At 65.2% G+C, this 17,441-nt stretch carries 13 protein-coding genes; 2 read left to right on the top strand and 11 right to left on the bottom strand.

Features of this window, described 5'->3' with window-relative positions:
• Nucleotides 1-11: 11 nt before the first annotated feature.
• The 4 genes from narJ to NUW50_RS17040 are packed head-to-tail and all read right to left on the bottom strand — an operon-like array spanning nt 12 to nt 8,742.
• Nucleotides 12-737 carry a nitrate reductase molybdenum cofactor assembly chaperone gene (gene narJ, locus NUW50_RS17055; protein ID WP_258290364.1) on the bottom strand — a complete coding sequence of 242 codons (726 nt, stop codon included), beginning with the start codon at nt 735-737 and terminating at the stop codon, nt 12-14.
• Nucleotides 734-2,260, bottom strand: coding sequence for a nitrate reductase subunit beta (gene narH, locus NUW50_RS17050; RefSeq protein ID WP_258290363.1), 1,527 nt, complete (start codon nt 2,258-2,260; stop codon nt 734-736). The genes narJ and narH overlap by 4 nt, the downstream gene beginning before the upstream one ends.
• On the bottom strand, nt 2,257-5,994 hold the full coding sequence (locus NUW50_RS17045; RefSeq protein WP_258290362.1) for a nitrate reductase subunit alpha: 3,738 nt from the start codon (nt 5,992-5,994) through the stop codon (nt 2,257-2,259). Before NUW50_RS17045 ends, narH begins: the two co-directional genes overlap by 4 nt.
• A gap of 15 nt (nt 5,995-6,009) precedes the next feature.
• Complete coding sequence (locus NUW50_RS17040) at nt 6,010-8,742, bottom strand: nitrate/nitrite transporter (protein WP_258290361.1); 2,733 nt, start codon at nt 8,740-8,742, stop codon at nt 6,010-6,012.
• Between the two features lie 254 nt (nt 8,743-8,996).
• On the opposite strand from NUW50_RS17040, the gene NUW50_RS17035 reads away from it, so the two are divergent.
• Nucleotides 8,997-9,695 carry a cyclic nucleotide-binding domain-containing protein gene (locus NUW50_RS17035; RefSeq protein ID WP_258290360.1) on the top strand — a complete coding sequence of 233 codons (699 nt, stop codon included), beginning with the start codon at nt 8,997-8,999 and terminating at the stop codon, nt 9,693-9,695.
• Nucleotides 9,696-9,705: 10 nt separating this feature from the next.
• Here the strand turns inward: NUW50_RS17035 and NUW50_RS17030 are convergent, their stop codons facing one another.
• The 3 genes from NUW50_RS17030 to NUW50_RS17020 are packed head-to-tail and all read right to left on the bottom strand — an operon-like array spanning nt 9,706 to nt 12,657.
• Nucleotides 9,706-11,178, bottom strand: a complete 1,473-nt coding sequence (locus NUW50_RS17030) for a sulfatase-like hydrolase/transferase (RefSeq protein WP_258290359.1) — start codon at nt 11,176-11,178, stop codon at nt 9,706-9,708.
• Nucleotides 11,171-11,485, bottom strand: coding sequence for a UxaA family hydrolase (locus NUW50_RS17025; RefSeq protein ID WP_258290358.1), 315 nt, complete (start codon nt 11,483-11,485; stop codon nt 11,171-11,173). The genes NUW50_RS17030 and NUW50_RS17025 overlap by 8 nt, the downstream gene beginning before the upstream one ends.
• The gene (locus tag NUW50_RS17020) at nt 11,485-12,657 is read right to left on the bottom strand and encodes a UxaA family hydrolase (RefSeq protein ID WP_258290357.1); all 1,173 of its coding nucleotides are present in this window, start codon (nt 12,655-12,657) and stop codon (nt 11,485-11,487) included. Before NUW50_RS17020 ends, NUW50_RS17025 begins: the two co-directional genes overlap by 1 nt.
• Nucleotides 12,658-12,785: 128 nt before the next feature.
• Here NUW50_RS17020 and NUW50_RS17015 point away from each other — a divergent pair, with 128 nt between their 5' ends.
• Complete coding sequence (locus tag NUW50_RS17015; RefSeq protein WP_258290356.1) at nt 12,786-13,454, top strand: GntR family transcriptional regulator; 669 nt, start codon at nt 12,786-12,788, stop codon at nt 13,452-13,454.
• A gap of 3 nt (nt 13,455-13,457) precedes the next feature.
• On the opposite strand, the gene NUW50_RS17010 is transcribed toward NUW50_RS17015, so the two are convergent.
• From NUW50_RS17010 to NUW50_RS16995, 4 genes are all read right to left on the bottom strand, one after another.
• Complete coding sequence (locus NUW50_RS17010) at nt 13,458-13,877, bottom strand: tripartite tricarboxylate transporter TctB family protein (RefSeq protein ID WP_258290355.1); 420 nt, start codon at nt 13,875-13,877, stop codon at nt 13,458-13,460.
• A 1-nt stretch (nt 13,878) separates the two neighbouring features.
• Complete coding sequence (locus NUW50_RS17005; RefSeq protein WP_258290354.1) at nt 13,879-15,408, bottom strand: tripartite tricarboxylate transporter permease; 1,530 nt, start codon at nt 15,406-15,408, stop codon at nt 13,879-13,881.
• A gap of 33 nt (nt 15,409-15,441) precedes the next feature.
• Nucleotides 15,442-16,392, bottom strand: coding sequence for a Bug family tripartite tricarboxylate transporter substrate binding protein (locus NUW50_RS17000; protein ID WP_258290353.1), 951 nt, complete (start codon nt 16,390-16,392; stop codon nt 15,442-15,444).
• Between the two features lie 151 nt (nt 16,393-16,543).
• Nucleotides 16,544-17,356 (bottom strand): HpcH/HpaI aldolase family protein, encoded by an 813-nt coding sequence (locus NUW50_RS16995; RefSeq protein ID WP_258290352.1) that lies wholly within the window; start codon nt 17,354-17,356, stop codon nt 16,544-16,546.
• Nucleotides 17,357-17,441: the final 85 nt, after the last annotated feature.

Genomic DNA, 17,441 nt, shown 5'->3' with positions numbered 1-17,441 from the left:
CTGAGCCTCCGCTACTTGGCCGCGTGCCGGGGGGCCGGCGCGGGTGTTCTGGGGGTGTCCATGTTGGCCAGCATGTCGCGGACCTGCGGGCAGCCGGCATTGGGATCGGGGCCGAAAGTGACCTGGGCCTCGTCCCAGACCGCGTCGAGCGCCGCCAGATCGGTGGGATCGTCATCGGGATGCTCGAGCAATTCGGCAACGATCTCGCGGTCGGGCGTGGCCTGAGACAGCTGGCACAAGGCCTCGAACACCGCCGCATAGGGGCTGTCGCGCTTGGCCAGCCGCTCGGCCAGGGCGGCAAGGATATGTGCCGCGTCGGCCAGTGTCTCGGCCGCCTCCGCCGCCGGCCGGGTCGCCAGGAACTCCAGCAAGACCGGCAGATGGTCGGGCAGTTCCGATGTCGCCGGATCGAACCCCGCCGCGCGATAGGTCTCGACCAGCGAGACCATCGCCCCGCCCCGGTCGCGGCTTTCGCCATGGACATGCTCGAACAGGTTCAGCGACAGGGTGCGCGACCGGTCGAAGAGCATCACGAACCGTTCCTGAAGCTCGTAGATGTCATCCACCGTCAGCGCCGTGACCAGCGGCCGCAGGGCCCGCCGCGTGGCGGCCGTCAGCCGCGTGTCCGCCGCTAGGACGGCGCCGATCTCGGGCATCGCCGCCTGCAGTTCCCCGGTCGGGTAGCTCAGCACCAGCGACAGCGCCTTGAGCGTCCGGTCTTGGAGGAGGACTGTCATCGCATCGCCTCCGTCGGCATCTTCAGCGGCCGTTTCTTGCCGCCGAACAACGTCCCCTTGTTGATCCCGGGAGAGCAGCCGTTGGTATCGGTGAACCCGCATTCCCCGCGCAGGTCATAGGCATCCTCGACCTGCTCGCGATGCGTCGTCGGGATCACGAAACGGTCCTCGTAATCGGCAATGGCCATGATCTTGTACATGTCCTCGATCATCCGGCCGGAAAGCCCGACGCGGGCCGCGATGCCTTCGTCGATGACCCCGTCCACCGTCTTGGAGCGCATATAGGCCCGCATCGCCAGCATCCGCTCCAGCGCGCTGACCACCGGCGCCTCGTCCCCCGCCGTCAGCATGTTGGCAAGGTATCTCACCGGAATCCGCAGGCTGGTCACATCCGGCATCTCGCCATCGACGCCGATCTTCCCGGCAGCGGCGGCATTCTGGATCGGCGACAGAGGCGGGATGTACCAGACCATCGGCAAGGTCCGGTATTCGGGATGCAGCGGGAAGGCGACCTTCCACTCCATCGCCATTTTCCAGACCGGGCTTTCCTGCGCCGCCTTGATCCAGTCTTCCGGGACGCCGCCGGCGCGGGCCGCCTCGATCACCGCCGGATCGCGCGGATCAAGGAAGACGCCAAGCTGCGCGTCGTAGAGGTCCTTTTCATCCGGTGCATTGGCGGCGTCCTGAATCTTGTCGGCGTCATAGAGCATCACGCCGATGTAGCGGATTCGCCCGACGCAGGTTTCCGAACAGACCGTCGGATTGCCGCTTTCGATCCGCGGATAGCAGAGCGTGCATTTCTCGGACTTGCCCGAGTTCCAGTTGTAATAGACCTTCTTGTAGGGGCAGCCCGAGACGCACATCCGCCAGCCCCGGCAGGTTTCCTGGTCGATCAGGACGATGCCGTCCTCTTCGCGCTTGTAGATCGCACCCGAGGGGCAGGAGGACACGCAGGCCGGGTTCAGGCAGTGCTCGCAGAGCCGCGGCAGATACATCATGAAGGTATTTTCATACTCTCCATAAATCTCCTTCTGGATGCCGTCGAAGTTGTAGTCCTTGCTGCGCGTCTCGAACTCGCCGCCCAGGATTTCTTCCCAGTTCGGGCCCTTGGTGATCTTCTCCATCCGCTCGCCCGAGACCAGCGACCGCGGCCGCGCGGTGGGAAAGGCCGACATGTCCGGCGCCGATTTCAGGTGGTCGTAGTCGAAGGTGAAGGGTTCGTAATAGTCGTCGATCTCGGGCAGGTTCGGGTTGCCGAAGATATTCGACAGGATCCGCCACTTGGCGCCCTGCTTGGGCTGCAGCTTGCCGGATTTGGTCCGGGTCCAGCCGCCCTTCCATTTCTTCTGGTTCTCCCAGTCGGTCGGATAGCCGGTGCCGGGCTTGGTTTCGACATTGTTGAACCAGGCGTATTCGACGCCTTCGCGGCTGGTCCAGACGTTCTTGCAGGTGACAGAGCAGGTGTGGCACCCGATGCATTTGTCGAGGTTCAGCACCATGCCGATTTGTGCGCGGACTTTCATTCTGCGGCCTCCTTGCTGCCGACGGGCGTGTCGAGCCAATCGACCTTCCGCATCTTTCTGACGATGACGAATTCGTCCCGGTTCGCTCCGACGGTGCCGTAGTAGTTGAACCCGTAGGACAACTGGGCATAACCGCCGATCATGTGGGTCGGTTTCAGGACCGTCCGGGTGACCGAATTGTGGATACCGCCCCGGTTGCCGGTGCGTTCCGAGCCGGGCGTGTTCACGATCTTCTCCTGGGCGTGATACATGAACAGCGTGCCCTGCTTGATCCGCTGGCTGACCACCACCCGCGCCGTCAGGGCGCCGTTCACGTTGTAGGCCTCGATCCAGTCGTTATCGACCAGGCCCGCGGTTTTGGCGTCGATCTCGGACATCCAGACAACCGGCCCGCCGCGGTTCAGCGTCAGCATCAGCAGGTTGTCGGAATAGGTCGAATGGATGCCCCATTTCTGGTGGGGCGTGATGAAGTTCAACACCACATGCGGGTCATTCTCGCGGGCGTCGTGGTTCACTTCCGTGGTGATCGTCTTCAGATCGACCGGCGGGCGATACTGGCAGAAGCCCTCGCCGAAGGCCCGCATCCAGAGGTGATCCTGATAGAGCTGCTGTCGCCCGGTCAGGGTGCGCCAGGGGATCAGCTCGTGCACATTGGTGTAGCCGGCGTTGTAGCAGACCTTCTCGCTCTCGATCCCGGACCAGGTCGGCGAAGAGATGATCTTGCGCGGCTGCGCTGCGATGTCGCGGAAGCGGATCTTCTCGTCTTCCTTGGCCTCGGCCAGATGGGCATGGTCGCGCCCGGTGAACTGCTCCAGTGCCTGCCAGGCCTTGACCGCCACCTCGCCGTTGGTCTCCGGCGCCAGCATCAGGATCACTTCGGTGGCGTCGATATCGGTGTCGATCTTCGGACAGCCCTTGGCGGGACCGTCGGACCATTCGCCGTTCAGCTCGCGCAGATGCTGCACCTCGTCCCTGGTTTCCCAGCCGATGCCCTTGCCGCCATTGCCCAGCTTGTCCAGCAACGGCCCGACCGCGACGAACTTGTCGTAGATCGCGCCATAGTCGCGCTCCACCGCGATATAGGCCGGCGCGGTCTTGCCCGGGATCAGCTCGCATTCACCCTTTTTCCAGTCCTTCACATCGGGCTGCGCCAGTTCCGAGGCCGTGTCGTGCTGCAACGGCAGCGCCACGACATCAGTCTCGACCCCGAGGACTTCCGGGGCGACATCCTGAAGCTTCCGGGCGATCGCCTTGAAGATCTCCCAATCCGACTTGCTCTCGTAAGCCGGGTCCACCGCCGCCTGCAGGGGGTGGATGAAGGGATGCATGTCCGAGGTGTTGAGGTCGTTCTTCTCGTACCAGCTGGCCGTCGGCAGCACGATGTCGGAATAGACGCAGGTGGTGCTCATCCGGAAGTCGATCGTCACCAGCAGGTCGAGCTTCCCCTCCGGCGCTTTCTCGTGCCATGTCGCCTCTTTCGGCTTGGCGCGGCCCTCCTCGCCCAGGTCATGGCCCAGAACCCCGTGCTGGGTGCCCAGCAGGTGCTTGAGGAAATACTCATGCCCCTTGCCCGAGGAACCCAGCAGGTTCGAGCGCCAGACGAACATGTTGCGCGGCCAGTTCTCGGGCGCGTCCGGGTCCTCACAGGACATCTGCAACGACCCGTCCTTGAGCCCCTTGGCCACATAGACCTTCACATCGACGCCGGCGGCCTTGGCGGCCTTGCCCACCTCCAGCGGGTTCTGCTTCAGCTGCGGCGCCGAGGGCAGCCAGCCCATCCGTTCGGCGCGGATGTTGTAGTCGATCATCGACACGTCCCAGTCGCCGTCCGGGGCCGTGGGCGAAAGGATATCCTTGGCCGTCACCGTTTCGTAACGCCACTGGTCGGTATGGGCATAGAAGGCGCTGGTGCCGTTCATCTGCCGCGGCGGGCGGTTCCAGTCCAGACCGAAGGCCAGCGGCAGCCAGCCGGTCTGCGGGCGCAGCTTCTCCTGCCCGACATAATGGCTCCAGCCGCCGCCCGACTTGCCCACGCAGCCGCACATCACCAGCATGTTGATGATGCCGCGATAGGCCATGTCCATGTGGTACCAGTGGTTCAGCCCGGCCCCGAGGATGACCATCGACTTGCCTTCGGTCTTCTCGGCGTTCCGGGCGAATTCCCGGGCCACGGTGACGATCTTGTCGGCGGCAACGCCGGTGATCTTCTCGGCCCAGGCCGGTGTATAGGGTTTGTCCTCGGCAAAATCCTTCGACACCCAGTCACCGCCCAGCCCGCGATCGAGCCCGTAGTTGGCGCAGAACAGGTCGAAGACCGTGGCCACCATCGCCTCGCCGTCGGCCAGCGCGATCCGCTTGACCGGCACGTTGCGGGTCAGCACCTCGGGGTGGTCGCATTTGACGAAATGCTCGGTCGCGGCGCCGCCGAAATAGGGGAAATCGACCCCGACAACCTCGTCGTGGTCCTCCTCCAGCAGCAGCGACAGCTTCAGCCGCGTTTCCGCCTCGCCGGCCCGTTCCTCGAGGTTCCACAGGCCCTTCTCGCCCCAGCGGAACCCGATCGTACCATTCGGCGCGACGATGGACTTGGACAGTTCGTCGATCGCGACGGTCTTCCAGTCGGGATTGTTGGTCTCGCCCAGCTTGTCCGAGAATTCGTCGGCCCGGACGAACCGCCCCGGGATCAGCTTTCCGTCCTTTTCTTCCAGCCGCACCAACATCGGCATGTCGGTGTATTTGCGGGCATAGTCCTCGAAATAGCCGGCCTGCCGATCAAGATGGAACTCGCGCAGGATCACATGGCCCATCGCCATTGCCAGCGCCGAGTCGGTGCCCGCCTTGGGCGCCAGCCAGATATCGCTGAACTTGGCGGCTTCCGAATAGTCGGGACAGATCACCGCCGACTTGGTGCCGCGATAGCGTGACTCGGTATAGAAATGCGCATCCGGAGTCCGGGTCTGCGGCACGTTCGAGCCCCAGAGCAGCAGGAATCCCGCATTGTACCAGTCGGCCGATTCCGGCACGTCGGTCTGCTCGCCCCAGGTCTGCGGACTGGCCGGCGGCAAGTCGCAATACCAGTCGTAGAACGACAGGCAGACCCCGCCCATCAGGCTGAGATAGCGCGATCCGGCGGCATAGCTGACCATCGACATCGCCGGGATCGGGGAAAAGCCGAACACCCGGTCGGGCCCGTAGGTCTTGGCGGTATAGGCATTGGCGGCGGCGACGATCTCGGTCGCCTCGTCCCAGCTGGCGCGCACGAAGCCGCCCTTGCCGCGGGTCTCGACATAGCCCTGGCGCAGGATCGGGTCGTTCTGGATCGCGGCCCAGGCCTCGACCGGGGACTTCGTCTTGCGCATCTCGCGCCAGACCTTCTTCAGCTTGCCGCGGATCAGCGGGTTCTTCACCCGGTTCGCCGAATAGAGATACCAGCTGTAGGACGCCCCCCGCGCGCAGCCCCGCGGTTCGTGGTTCGGCAGGTCGGGCCGGGTCCGCGGATAGTCGGTCTGCTGGGTCTCCCAGGTGACGATGCCGGACTTGACGTAGATCTTCCACGAACATGACCCGGTGCAGTTCACCCCATGCGTCGAGCGGACGATCTTGTCATGCCGCCAGCGTCCCCGATAGGTGTTCTCCCATTCGCGGTTCTCGCGGGTGACTTGGCCATGGCCGTTGGAGAATGTCTCCTGATCCTTCGATTGCAGGAAATTCAGGCGGTCGAGCAGATGGCTCATGACATGCGTCCTTTCTTATCGTGCGGGTTCGGCGGCCGCGGCTGCGGACTTGCCATGTTCGATGTCGTGCAGAAGGCCGCCGGGCCTGGTGTAGAAGACCCAGGTGATGGCCACGCAGATCGCGTAGAAACCGAGGAAGCCCCATAGCGCCATCACCGGCCCGCCGGTCATCGCGATCGAGGTGCCGTAGGCCTTGGGAATGAAGAAGGCGCCATAGGCGGCAATGGCCGAGGTGAAGGCGATGATCGCGGCGCTTTCGCGGTCGGCCTGTCGGCGTGTGGCTTCTGCGTCCAGCTTCGGCATCAGGCGCGGGATCTCGCGGCCCATGATGATCGGGATCATCTGGAAGGTCGACGCATTGCCGACCCCGGTCAGCAGGAACAACGCCATGAAACAGGCGAAGAAACCGATGAAGCTGCCGCCTGTCCCGCCGATGGGCAGGAAGAAGATCACACCGAAGACCGCAACCATCATGCCGAGGAATGTCCAGAAGGTCACCCGCCCGCCGCCGAAGCGGTCACTGATCCAGCCGGTGCCGGCGCGACTCAACGCCCCGACCAGCGGGCCGAGGAAGACGTATTGCAGGGCATTCACCTCGGGGAACATCAGCTTGGTCAGCAGCGGAAAACCCGCCGAATAACCGATGAAGCTGCCGAAGGTTCCGGTGTAGAGCACGCACATCAGCCAGTTGTGCAACCGGCTGAAGATGATCGCCTGCTCGCGGAAGCTGGCCTTGGCGTCGGCGATGTCGTTCATCCCGACCCATGCCAGGACCGTCGCCACCAGGATGAACGGCACCCAGACGAAGCCGGCGTTCTGCATCCAGAGCTGGCCGCCGTCGGGCAGGGTTTGCGGCTGTCCGCCCATTGCCCCGAAGACGCCCGTCGTGATGACGATCGGCACCAGAAACTGCATCACGGACACGCCGAGGTTGCCCAGCCCGGCGTTCAGCGCCAGCGCGTTGCCCTTTTCGGCCTTCGGAAAGAAGAAGGCGATGTTGGCCATCGACGAGGCAAAGTTGCCACCGCCGAAGCCGCAGAGCAGCGCCAGGACCAGGAAGATGAAATAGGGCGTGTCGGGGTTCTGCACCGCATAGCCGATGCCCATCGCGGGAACCAGCAGCGAGGCGGTCGAGATCGTGGTCCACAGCCGACCGCCGAAGATCGGCACCATGAAGCTGTAGAATATCCGCAGCGTCGCCCCCGACAGGCCAGGCAGGGCGGCCAGCCAGAACAGCTGCTCGGAGGTGAAGGCAAAGCCGATCGCCGGCAGACGCGCCACCACGACCGACCAGACCATCCAGACCGAGAAGGCCAGCAGAAGCGCCGGGATCGAAATCCACAGGTTTCGCCGCGCGATCCGGCGTCCCTTGGCCTCCCAGAACACCGGGTCCTCGGGGGTCCATTCCTCCAGCGTATGCGCTGCCGCCCGGCCCTCGGGCAGCGGCATCCCCTGCATCTCGGGCAGTTGCGGCAGTTGATCCAGCGGCGTGCCCTGTGCCGACCGCTCCATCACCCGGATTGCCATGTGCATCCACAGCAGCGAGACCCCGACCAGCAGGAACAGCAACGCGAAGCTGGAGGTATAGATGCCGGTCAGGTCGAGGATCGCGCCGAACATGATCGGCAGCAGGAAGCCGCCCAGGCCGCCGATCATCCCGACCAGCCCGCCGACGGCGCCGACGTGGTTCGGATAATAGACCGGGATGTGCTTGAACACCGCCGCCTTGCCCAGGCTCATGAAGAAGCCCAGTGCGAATAGCGTGACCACGAAGGGCAGGAAATCCATGCGGGTGGTAAAGGCGATCGGCCCGTTCTTGCCCGCGATGACATAGCTTGTTTCCGGGTAGGACAGCATGAACAGCAGGATGGTCGAGAACCCGAGGCTCCAGTACATCACCGAGCGCGCGCCGAACCGGTCGGACAGATGCCCGCCATAGGCGCGGAACAGCGACCCCGACAGGCCGAAGGCCGCCACCGCCATGCCGGCGGTCCGGATATCGACGTGGTAGACGTCGATCAGGTAGTGCGGCGTCCACAGCGCGATCGCCACGAAGCCACCGAAAACGAAGAAGTAATACAGCGAAAAGCGCCAGACCTGCAGGTTCCGCAGCGGCGCGACCTGCTCGGCGAAGGTCGGCGGCCTTATCCCGCTCTTGCGGCGCTCGACGAGTTTGGGGTCGTCCTTGGCCAGAAGGAAGAACAGCACTGCCATCGCCGCCAGCACCGAGGCCCAGACATGCGCCACCCCGTGCCAGCCATAGGCAACCATGACGAAGGGCGCGACGAATGTGGTGACCGCGGAGCCGACGTTGCCGGCGCCGAATATGCCGAGCGCGGTGCCCTGCCGCCCCGAACCATACCAGCGCGAGACATAGGCAACGCCGATGATGAACGATCCGCCGGCCAGGCCGATCCCCAGGGCCGAGATCAGATACATCGGATAGCTCGACGCCCAGGTCAGCATCCAGGTCGCGGCCGCGGTGAGCAGCATCTGCGCGGTGAACACCAGACGGCCGCCGTATTTCTCGGTCCAGACCCCCAGGAACAGCCGCGAGACCGACCCGGTCAGGATCGGCGTGGCGACCAGAAGGCCGAACTGGAATTCGTTCAGCCCGAGTTCGCGCTTGATCTCGACGCCGATGATCGAGAACAGTGTCCAGACCGCGAAACAGGCGGTAAAGGCGATGGTGCTGAGTGCGAGTGCACGGGTCTGATCGGTATTGCGACCGCCTTCACTGGAATGCATGACCGTTCCTCCGAAAGATTCCAATGCAACTGCCACGAATGGCTTGTGGCCAGTCATGCGGCCCGGAGAGTCGGCCGAGCATGATCTGGATCAACTATGCTGAGCCAACAGAACGAAATAAACAGTTTATGAAACACTAATTTTGGAGCCACTAGAGAATGTCATGCGGCTAATTTACGAAACCTTTCCAGAATCTTGACAACCGACAATATTAGGATTGATAATTATCAAGTGGCAGAAATGGGTAAACCGAATTGAAAGCATCAGACATACCGGAGGTCCGATCCCTTCCGCTGTTTCGCGACATGGAGAGCGGCAATTTCGGCACCCTGATGCGGGGCGCCTATGTCCAGACCTTTCCCCCGCAGATCGAGCTGGTCACCGAAGGCGATCGCAGCGATTTCCTGCATATCGTGGTCGAAGGCACGGTCGAGATGCTGGCCTCATGGGACAATCGCGACACCACGATGGCCATCGTGCGGCCCCTGGGCACCTTCATCCTAGCGGCGACGATTCGGGACGCGCCCTATCTGATGTCGGCACGGACCATGGAGAAATCGCGTCTGGTGCTGATTCCCTCGGAAGATGTGCGCGACACCTTCGAAAGGGACAGTGATTTTGCCCGGGCCGTCGTCGCCGAACTGGCCCAATGCTACCGGGCCTCGATCAAGAACACCAAGAATCTCAAGCTGCGCAGCTCGCTGGAACGTCTGGCGAATTACATCCTGCGACAGCAGATCGAGTCCGAGGGCGCCCGGGTCTTCGAACTCGATATCGAAAAGCGCCGCCTTGCGTCGATCCTGGGCATGACGGCCGAGAACCTGTCGCGCGCGATCAAGACCCTGCAACCCTACGGCGTGAAGATCGAGGGCAGCCGGGTCACCGTCTCGAACCAGAAATCCCTGCTCGACCTGGCCAAGCCGACGCCGCTGATCGACGATCCGACATGCTGACCTGCCCTGCCTAGCCGTCCAGGCGGTTGATATCGGGTGGGAATTCCCATCGCAGGGCATCCCGGGGCGGCGCCGCCCCGGCCCAGCGGCAAAGCAACTCGCGATCCCGCGCCCGCGCGGCCATCGCGGCCCGGATCGCCTCCGGATTCCAGCCCGCCAACGCCCGGTCCCGAAACTGCGCCAGCCGGTCCGACTGGCCCGGGTCCCCGGCCAGATCGTGGCGCTCTTCGGGGTCGGCCTGCATGTCGAACAACTGTTCCGGAAAGCCGTCGTGCCAGATGTATTTCCACGGTCCCGTCCGAACCATGCGCTGCAGGGTCCAGCGCCCGCCGGAATAGGCTTCTTCGGGATTCGCGCAATATTCCGAAACAACGGTATCCGCCCAGTCCTCCGCCGTGCCGCGGGCCAGCGACAGCAGGCTGTCGGCGCTGGAATTGGGCAGCGGCGGTGCCCCGGCGGCCTCGAGGAATGCAGCCGTCACATTCAGCAGGCCGACATTCTCGCCGCGCCGCGCACCGGCCGGAATCCGGCCCGGCCAGCGCAGGAGCAACGGCACCTTGACCGAGTCATCGTACATCGTGTGCTTCCACCACAGCCCGCGTTCGCCGATGTGGTCGCCATGGTCCGAGGCATAGACCACCAGAGTGTCCTCGCTCAGCCCGAGCGCCGCCAGCCGATCCAGGATCCGGCCGATATGCAGGTCCATCCGTCGCACCAGCGCATAGTAGGCCGCCCGCGACCGCGCCGCCTCGGCCTTGGTGACATCCGCGACACCGCGAACCCGGCGCCACCAGTCAACCCAGGGATGCGGATCATCCGGCGCCGGGATCGCCGCCGGCGGCACCCGGCCCTCGAACCTGTCGTAGTCCTCGGGCCGCGCCACATAGGGCGGGTGCGGCAGCATGAAGCCGACTTGCAGGAAGAACGGCGCGGCATCCCCCGCCTGCCGTCTCTCCCCCAGTTGGTCCAGTTGTGCCAGCGCCGCCTCCAGGGTCGCCTCGTCGAGGCTCTGATAGGCACTGTTGCCCCGGCCGCTGCGCTCGACGCTGACCCGGTTCGGGCCGTGGGTCTTGCTCAGCACGCCCATGTCATGCCGCGCGACACCGGGCCAGTTCGGGGAATGGTCGCCGACCAGCCGCGTCGTGAAGCCCCGATGCTGATCCGGGCCCAGGGCATGCAGCCGTCCGATGCTGATCGTCTCGTATCCGGCGGCTGTCAGGGCATGGGCATAGGTCGGCATGTCCGAGGGCAGCATGTCGTTGTTGGTCCAGACCCGGGTGTCGTTCGGCTCGCGCCCGGTCAGCATCGACATCCGGGCCGGTCCGCAGATCGGAGATGGGGTATGGCAGGCATCGAAGGTGACGCCCGCAGCGGCCAAACCATCCAGCGCCGGCGTTTCGGCTATGCCGTCGCCATAGCAGCCGGCAACCCGCTGCGCGTGCTGATCGGAGAAGAGAAACAGGATGTTGGGCCGCTCAGCCATCGGCACCCTCCCCCGCCCGCCGCGAACAGCCGCTGGCCAGATTGTGGCTGTGCACCCAGTCTCCGGCGCCGATCTCGGCCAGCGCCGCGCCGATCGGGATCGCGTTGCGCAGCAGGCTCTGCCCCGGCTGGACTGCGGAAAGGGCGATCTTGTGGTAACAGGGGATGTCTTCCGCCGCCGTCACCGAAACAGGCGCACCCGGGCCGGTGATCGTCACCCGATCGCCCTTGCGGACCCTTTGAATGACCACTGCCACGGTATCCTCTGCCCGCAGGCGAATTGCCCTGGCGGTCCTGTCCTGGTCCATCACAGCGTCTCTCCGAACCGGGCGACGACCTCGTCATCCTCGCCGAGTATCTCGCCGAAGGTCAGCGCGCCCGAGGCGACCTCGACGATCCGGGCCACAAGCGCATCGACGGTTGCTGCCATTTTGTCCGGCTGGGTCAGCGCCTCGGCGCAGCAGAAATCGAATTGCACCGGAAGCTTCGCGGCGGTCTCGGCATTGGCGGTGATCTTCAGAGTCGGGGCAAGGCGGTTCACGAAGGAATTCCCGACACCCGAGGTGAAGAGCGCGATCTGCGCCCCCGCCGCCACCAGGCCGGTCAGCGACTCGGGTGTGTAGGACGGCCCGTCCATCGCCGCGAGTCCGGGCCGCTGCAAGCGTTCGCCATAGTCCAGAAAGGTGGTGATCGGCGCGCTGCCGGACTTGGCCACGCTGCCGATCGCCTTGTCCTCGATCGTGGTCAGCCCCGAGGCGATATTGGCATCGTTGGGGTTGTTGCCGATCAGGTCCATCCCGCCGTCGCGGGCTAGGGTCTCGCGGCGATGCACCGCCTGCCGGATACGCGCCGCGATTTCTGGTGTCGCCGCCCGCTCGGCCAGGTGCCCCTCGCAGCCCAGCCATTCGGTGGTCTCGCCAAAGACCGCCGCGCCGCCGGCAGCGATCAGCCGGTCGGTCACCAGACCCAGCAGCGGGTTGGCCACCAGCCCCGAGGTCGGGTCCGACATCCCGCATTCCAGCGCAAGCATCAGGTCGCTCCAGGGCAGTGCCTCGCGCCGCTGGGTCGATATCCGCGCCATCAGCTGTGCCCCGGCCCGCACCGCCGCCAGCCGGAATTCCAGCGCGTCGCGGTTGGCGTCGTCCAGCGTCACCGCCACGGCCGGCCGGTCATCATCGGACAGCCTTTCCAGCAGCGCCTGCGCCTTGCCGCGATGAGCACTCAGGATCAGAACCGCCCCGACATTCGGATGCCGGGCCAGGCTCTCGAGGGTCGCCTCCACCGGCGCCTCGCCACGGCCGTTGATGGCCGCGCCGTGATCCATCGACACCAGCAGACTGCCGACCAGATCGCGGGAAATCCTCCGCGCCGAGGGCGCCGTCAGCCCGGTGATGTTGAGCACCAGAAGGGCGTTGCGAATGCCGGGCCGTCCCTGACCGCGCCGATATCCGAGGAATGTGGGGACCGGGGACTCTGTCACGGCAGACCCTTTGATTGAGTGCTTGATTGAGATATCAGTGGCCTCCGATAGCCGGACCTGCGGTTCCCTGCGCTTCGCAAAGCCGGGATGGATCGCCCAGGCCCGTTGACGCAAGGATGCCGCCCCGGATGACCGACACCGCCAAACCCGCCACGCTGCGCAATCTGGCCCATGAGCGTTTCATGGAGAAGCTGAATGCGGGTGCGCTGCGTCCGGCGCAGCTTGTGTCGCAGCGCGAACTGTGCGGCCTGCTCGACATGCCGATGGGCCCGATGCGCGAGGCGCTGAAGCGGCTGGAAGGCGAAGGCGTGGTGACGCTGATCCCGCAGCGCGGCATCAAGATTCTGGACATCGACGAGAAGACCATCAACGACGCCTTCCAGATGCGCCTGTTGATCGAGATTGAGGCGGTGCGCGTCTTTGCCGAGCGCGGCGACAAGGCCGCGGCGGCCGAGCTGCGCGACCGGACCCGGGCCGCGGGCGAACAGAGCCGGCCGCGCGAAACGCTCGACCTTGCCGAGATCAACGCGCTGACCGCGCTTGACCACGAGATGCACAGGCTGTTCGTCTCGGCGCTGGACAATGCCTTTGCCAACGACCTCTTCGACCGGATGCTGGGCCGCCTGCAACTGTCGCGGCTGGTGTTCCGGCTTCGGAACTACACCGATGAAAGGGCGATCCGCGAGCATCTCACGATCCTCGGCAGTGTGATCGACGGCGACGGGGACCGCGCGGCCGAAGCGATGGCGGCACATCTGAAGGCGTCGTGGCGTCGGGCCCTGGGGATGTCGGACTGAGCATCAGGGCAGGTTGACCCCGAGCCAGTAGGCAAAGCACAGCCAGGTGAACCCGGTGGCGGCCAGCGCGATCAGCGCCGCGGCCAGGATCGACCGCGCCGACCTCTCCTGCATCAGCATGACATAGCCCAGGAACAGGAAGCCCAGCGTCGCCGGGATGTAGCCGACCGGCAGCACCACGACATAGAGCACCAGCCCCGCCGCGCCGGTCATCACCACCCGGCCCGTGCCTCCGGTGAAGATCGGCACCGTCAGGGGCCGCGCCACCGAGCGGGCCAGGGCAAGAACCGCCATGGCCCCGGTCAGGATGCTGACGAAAAGCGGGAAGGCCCGCGCCGGCGGCTTGATCTCCAGTGCTTGGAACGCGAACAGCGCGCAGAGCACGATCACCGCCGCCAGGATGAACTTCTCGAGAACCGGCATGTCAGGCCTGCTCCGACGCTGTCGTCTCGGCCCTGCGCCGGGCCGCCCGCCGGCTGCGCAGCGCCAGCAGCAGCGGCGTCGCGATCGACAGCAGGCAGAGCGCGATCAGAACCAGCGAGATCGGCCGCATCGCGATGCTCCAGTAACTGCCCTGCGCATGCGCGATCAGCATCGAACTGGTGAACTCGCGCTCGGCGATCGGTCCAAGGATCATCCCCAGGCCGATCGGCGCCGCCTCGATCCCGATACGGCGGAAGGCATAGCCGCCGATCCCCATGACGGTCATGATGACGACCCCATACATCGAGTTGGTGACCGAATAGGCACCGACCGTGGCGAAAACGAGGATCGTCGGCGCCAGATAGGTGCGTGGGATTCGCAGGACCAGGGTCGAGACCCGGATGATCAGGAAATAGCCCAGAGGCGCCAGCAGGATGCTCGAGATCAGCAGACCGATCATGAAGGACATGGCGATGCCCGAGCCGTCGGTCATCAGGTTCATCCCGGGCCGCATCCCGAAGGACAGCAGCGCGCCCAGGATCACCGCGGCGTTCACATTGCCGGGGATTCCCAGCGCCATCATCGGGATCAGGCTGCCGCCGACCATCGCGTTGTTGGCCACTTCCGAGGCAAAGACACCTTCGACACGGCCCTTGCCGAAACTGGAACTGTCCCGGTCCCAGCGCCGCGTCTCGTTATAGGAGATGGTCGAGGCGATCGGCCCCCCGGCCCCCGGCAGCATCCCGATCACCACGCCGATCGCCGAGGAACGGAGCATCACGTCCCAGCGCCGGACCATGGTCCGGAGAACCCTGTGCAAGGCATCCTTCTGCGGCCCGATCTCGGGCGCCCGGCGGTCCCCCCCGGGCGCCGCCAGACTGGCGAAGACCTGCGATACGCAGAACAGTCCAAGCAGGGCCGGGATCAGATGGATCCCGGCCATCAGAGAGCTTTGCCCGAAGGTGAAGCGCGGCGTGCCCCAGTAGGAATCCAGTCCGATCAGGCTGATGGCGATGCCCAGCCCGCCGCCGACCAGTCCCTTGACCATATTGCCTTCCGACAGCGCTGCAATGGTCGTCAGGCCCAGCACCGTCAGCCAGAAATACTCCTGCGGACCGAATCGCAGCGAGAACTCCGCCAGCGCCCCGAAGCTCAGGAGCAGGACCAGAACCCCGGTCACGCCGCCGAAGACCGAACCGGCAAGGGCCGCCAGCATCGCCTCGCGGGCGCGGCCCTGCCGGGTCATCGGAAACCCGTCGAAGGTGGTCGGCAGCGACGAGGCGGTGCCGGGAATGTTCAGCAGGATCGCTGCATTGGCATCCCCGTACATCGCCCCCATATAGATCGACCCTAGGACCAGAAGCCCCATCAGCGGGTCCATCGGATAGACGACCGGCAGCAGGAGCGAGATCGCCATGACCGAACTGAAGCCCGGCAGGGCGCCGATGATCGCGCCGAAAACGGTCGCCAGCACGATCATCATCAGGACCATCGGGTCCGTCGCCGCGGCAATGCTCTGAGCTAGAGACATCTGGATGGGTCTCCCGGTCCCGCGCGGACGGCGCTAGTCGATCAACTCGTATTTGCGCAGCAGGCCGGTGATGCTCTCTTCCATCGCCTTGACCGAAGCCTCCAGCGCCTCGCCATCCTGCCAGATCGCGCCCTGGCCCTGTTCGGCCGAAGCGGTGATGAAGCCTTCGCTTTCGGTGACCTTCTCAAGCGTCGACCGCAGATAGGCCAGCGCGTCCTCGGGCAGTCCCGCCGGCGCAACGATGATCCGCGCCGTCGCAAGGTCCAGCGAGATGCCCTTTTCCGAGAAGGTCGGGACATCCGGCGCAAAATCCGAGCGGGCATCGGCGGTGAGCGCCAGCGCCCGGCCATTGTCCTGGCTGGTGTAGAGACCCAGCCCGATCAGCCCGGCCGTGACATGACCACCGGCGATCCGCGCGACGGTGTTCGCGCCGCCCTGGGTCGGCACCAGGGTCACTTCGATCCCGGCGCCGTCCATCATCTGCAGGGCCGCCAGATGCGCCGCTCCCATGGTGCCGGTGATCGCCAGGGTCAGCGTGCCCGGCGCTTCCTTGGCCGCGGCGACGAAGTCTTCCAGCGTCTTGTAGGGGCTGGCATCCGGCACCATCAGCACGATCGGGTCGGAATTGACCCGGCCGATGTAATCAAAGCCGTCCAGCGCGAAGGTGCCGGTTCCGACCACCGGCTGCACAACCATGTTCGGCAGGTTCACGATGCCGATGGTATAGCCATCCGGGCTGGCATTCGCGATGGCAGCGGTACCGACCGAACCGGCGGCGCCGGGCTGATACTGAAAATTGAAACTGTCGCCGGTCTCTTGCTGCCAGAACTGGTCCACGGTCCGCGCCACGCGATCCGAACCGCCACCGGCGCCGAACGGCACGATCATGGTGATCTGGCTCTCGGGGAATTCCGCTGCGGCCTGCAAGGCTCCGAAGCCCAGAAATGCGGCGGCCAAGGCCCCGGATTTGATCAGTCTCTTCATGATACTTCCTCCCAGTTCAGTATCCCGGCCAGACGGCCCTGGCTGACAACCAAACTGATACCTCAACTGAGATACCAGTTAGCCCACAGGTGCACTGCTCCCGCAATCCTGTCAAGCGCCGACATCGGAAAAGCGGAATACCGGGGGACGTTCAGCCCTTGCCCTTGGTTCGGCGGCACTCCTCGGCCTGCGCGACGATGGCCTGCGCGCCCGCCCGGACAAGCGCCATGTCGGCGCCGCCGGTCACCACCTGCGCCCCGCCTGCAAACAGGCGGGCGGGCTCCATGCCGGGGAACGGCAGCGCCCCGAAGACCTTGCCTGCCGCCAGCGTTCGTTCCATCACCTGCGCGAAGGCGTCACGGAACGCCGGGTTGTCATAGTCGCGGAACATGCCCATCGCGGCCGACAGATCGTTCGGGCCGACGAATATCCCGTCCAGCCGCGACAGGGCCAGAACCTCGGGCAGGGTCTCGACCGCCTGCGGGGTCTCGACCTGGGTCAGGATGGTCAGGGCCTCGTTGGCATTGGCGAAATAGCTCTCCGGCTCATAGCCCCAGTCGGCCGCAGCAATGGATCCGACCGCCACCCCGCGCCGGCCCTCCGGCGGGAACAGGGAAGCCTCGATGATCCCGGCCGCCTCGGCCGCCGCGTTGACCTGCGGCGCAAGCAGCGCATTGGCACCGGCATCCAGAATCCGCTTGATGTCCCCCGCCCCGTGTTCCGGCAACCGCACCATGATCGCCGTGTCGAGCCCGGCCAGCGCCTGAACCTGCGCCGAAAGCCCGTCGATCCCGCCCTTTCCATGCTCCAGGTCCACCAGGACATAATCGAGCCCGGCCCGCGCCATGCCATAGGCGATCTCGGGCGACCCGAGGGTCGACCATGCGCCGCTGACAATCTGCCCGGTGCGCAGCTTCTGGCGAAAGGCGAGGCCCTTCTGGAGGGATCGGGGCATACGGGTCATGGTCTGAAGATCTTTCGCTGCTGGGTTCGTTGCACGATCCCGTCGGATCGCCTGGATGGACGTCCCGGCGGGGCGCCCTGCCGGC

Source organism: Frigidibacter sp. ROC022 (assembly GCF_024723735.1).
GTDB lineage: Bacteria > Pseudomonadota > Alphaproteobacteria > Rhodobacterales > Rhodobacteraceae > SLM-1.
The sequence above is the reverse complement of the archived record's forward strand: the minus strand, read 5'-3'. Positions and strand labels throughout refer to the sequence as shown.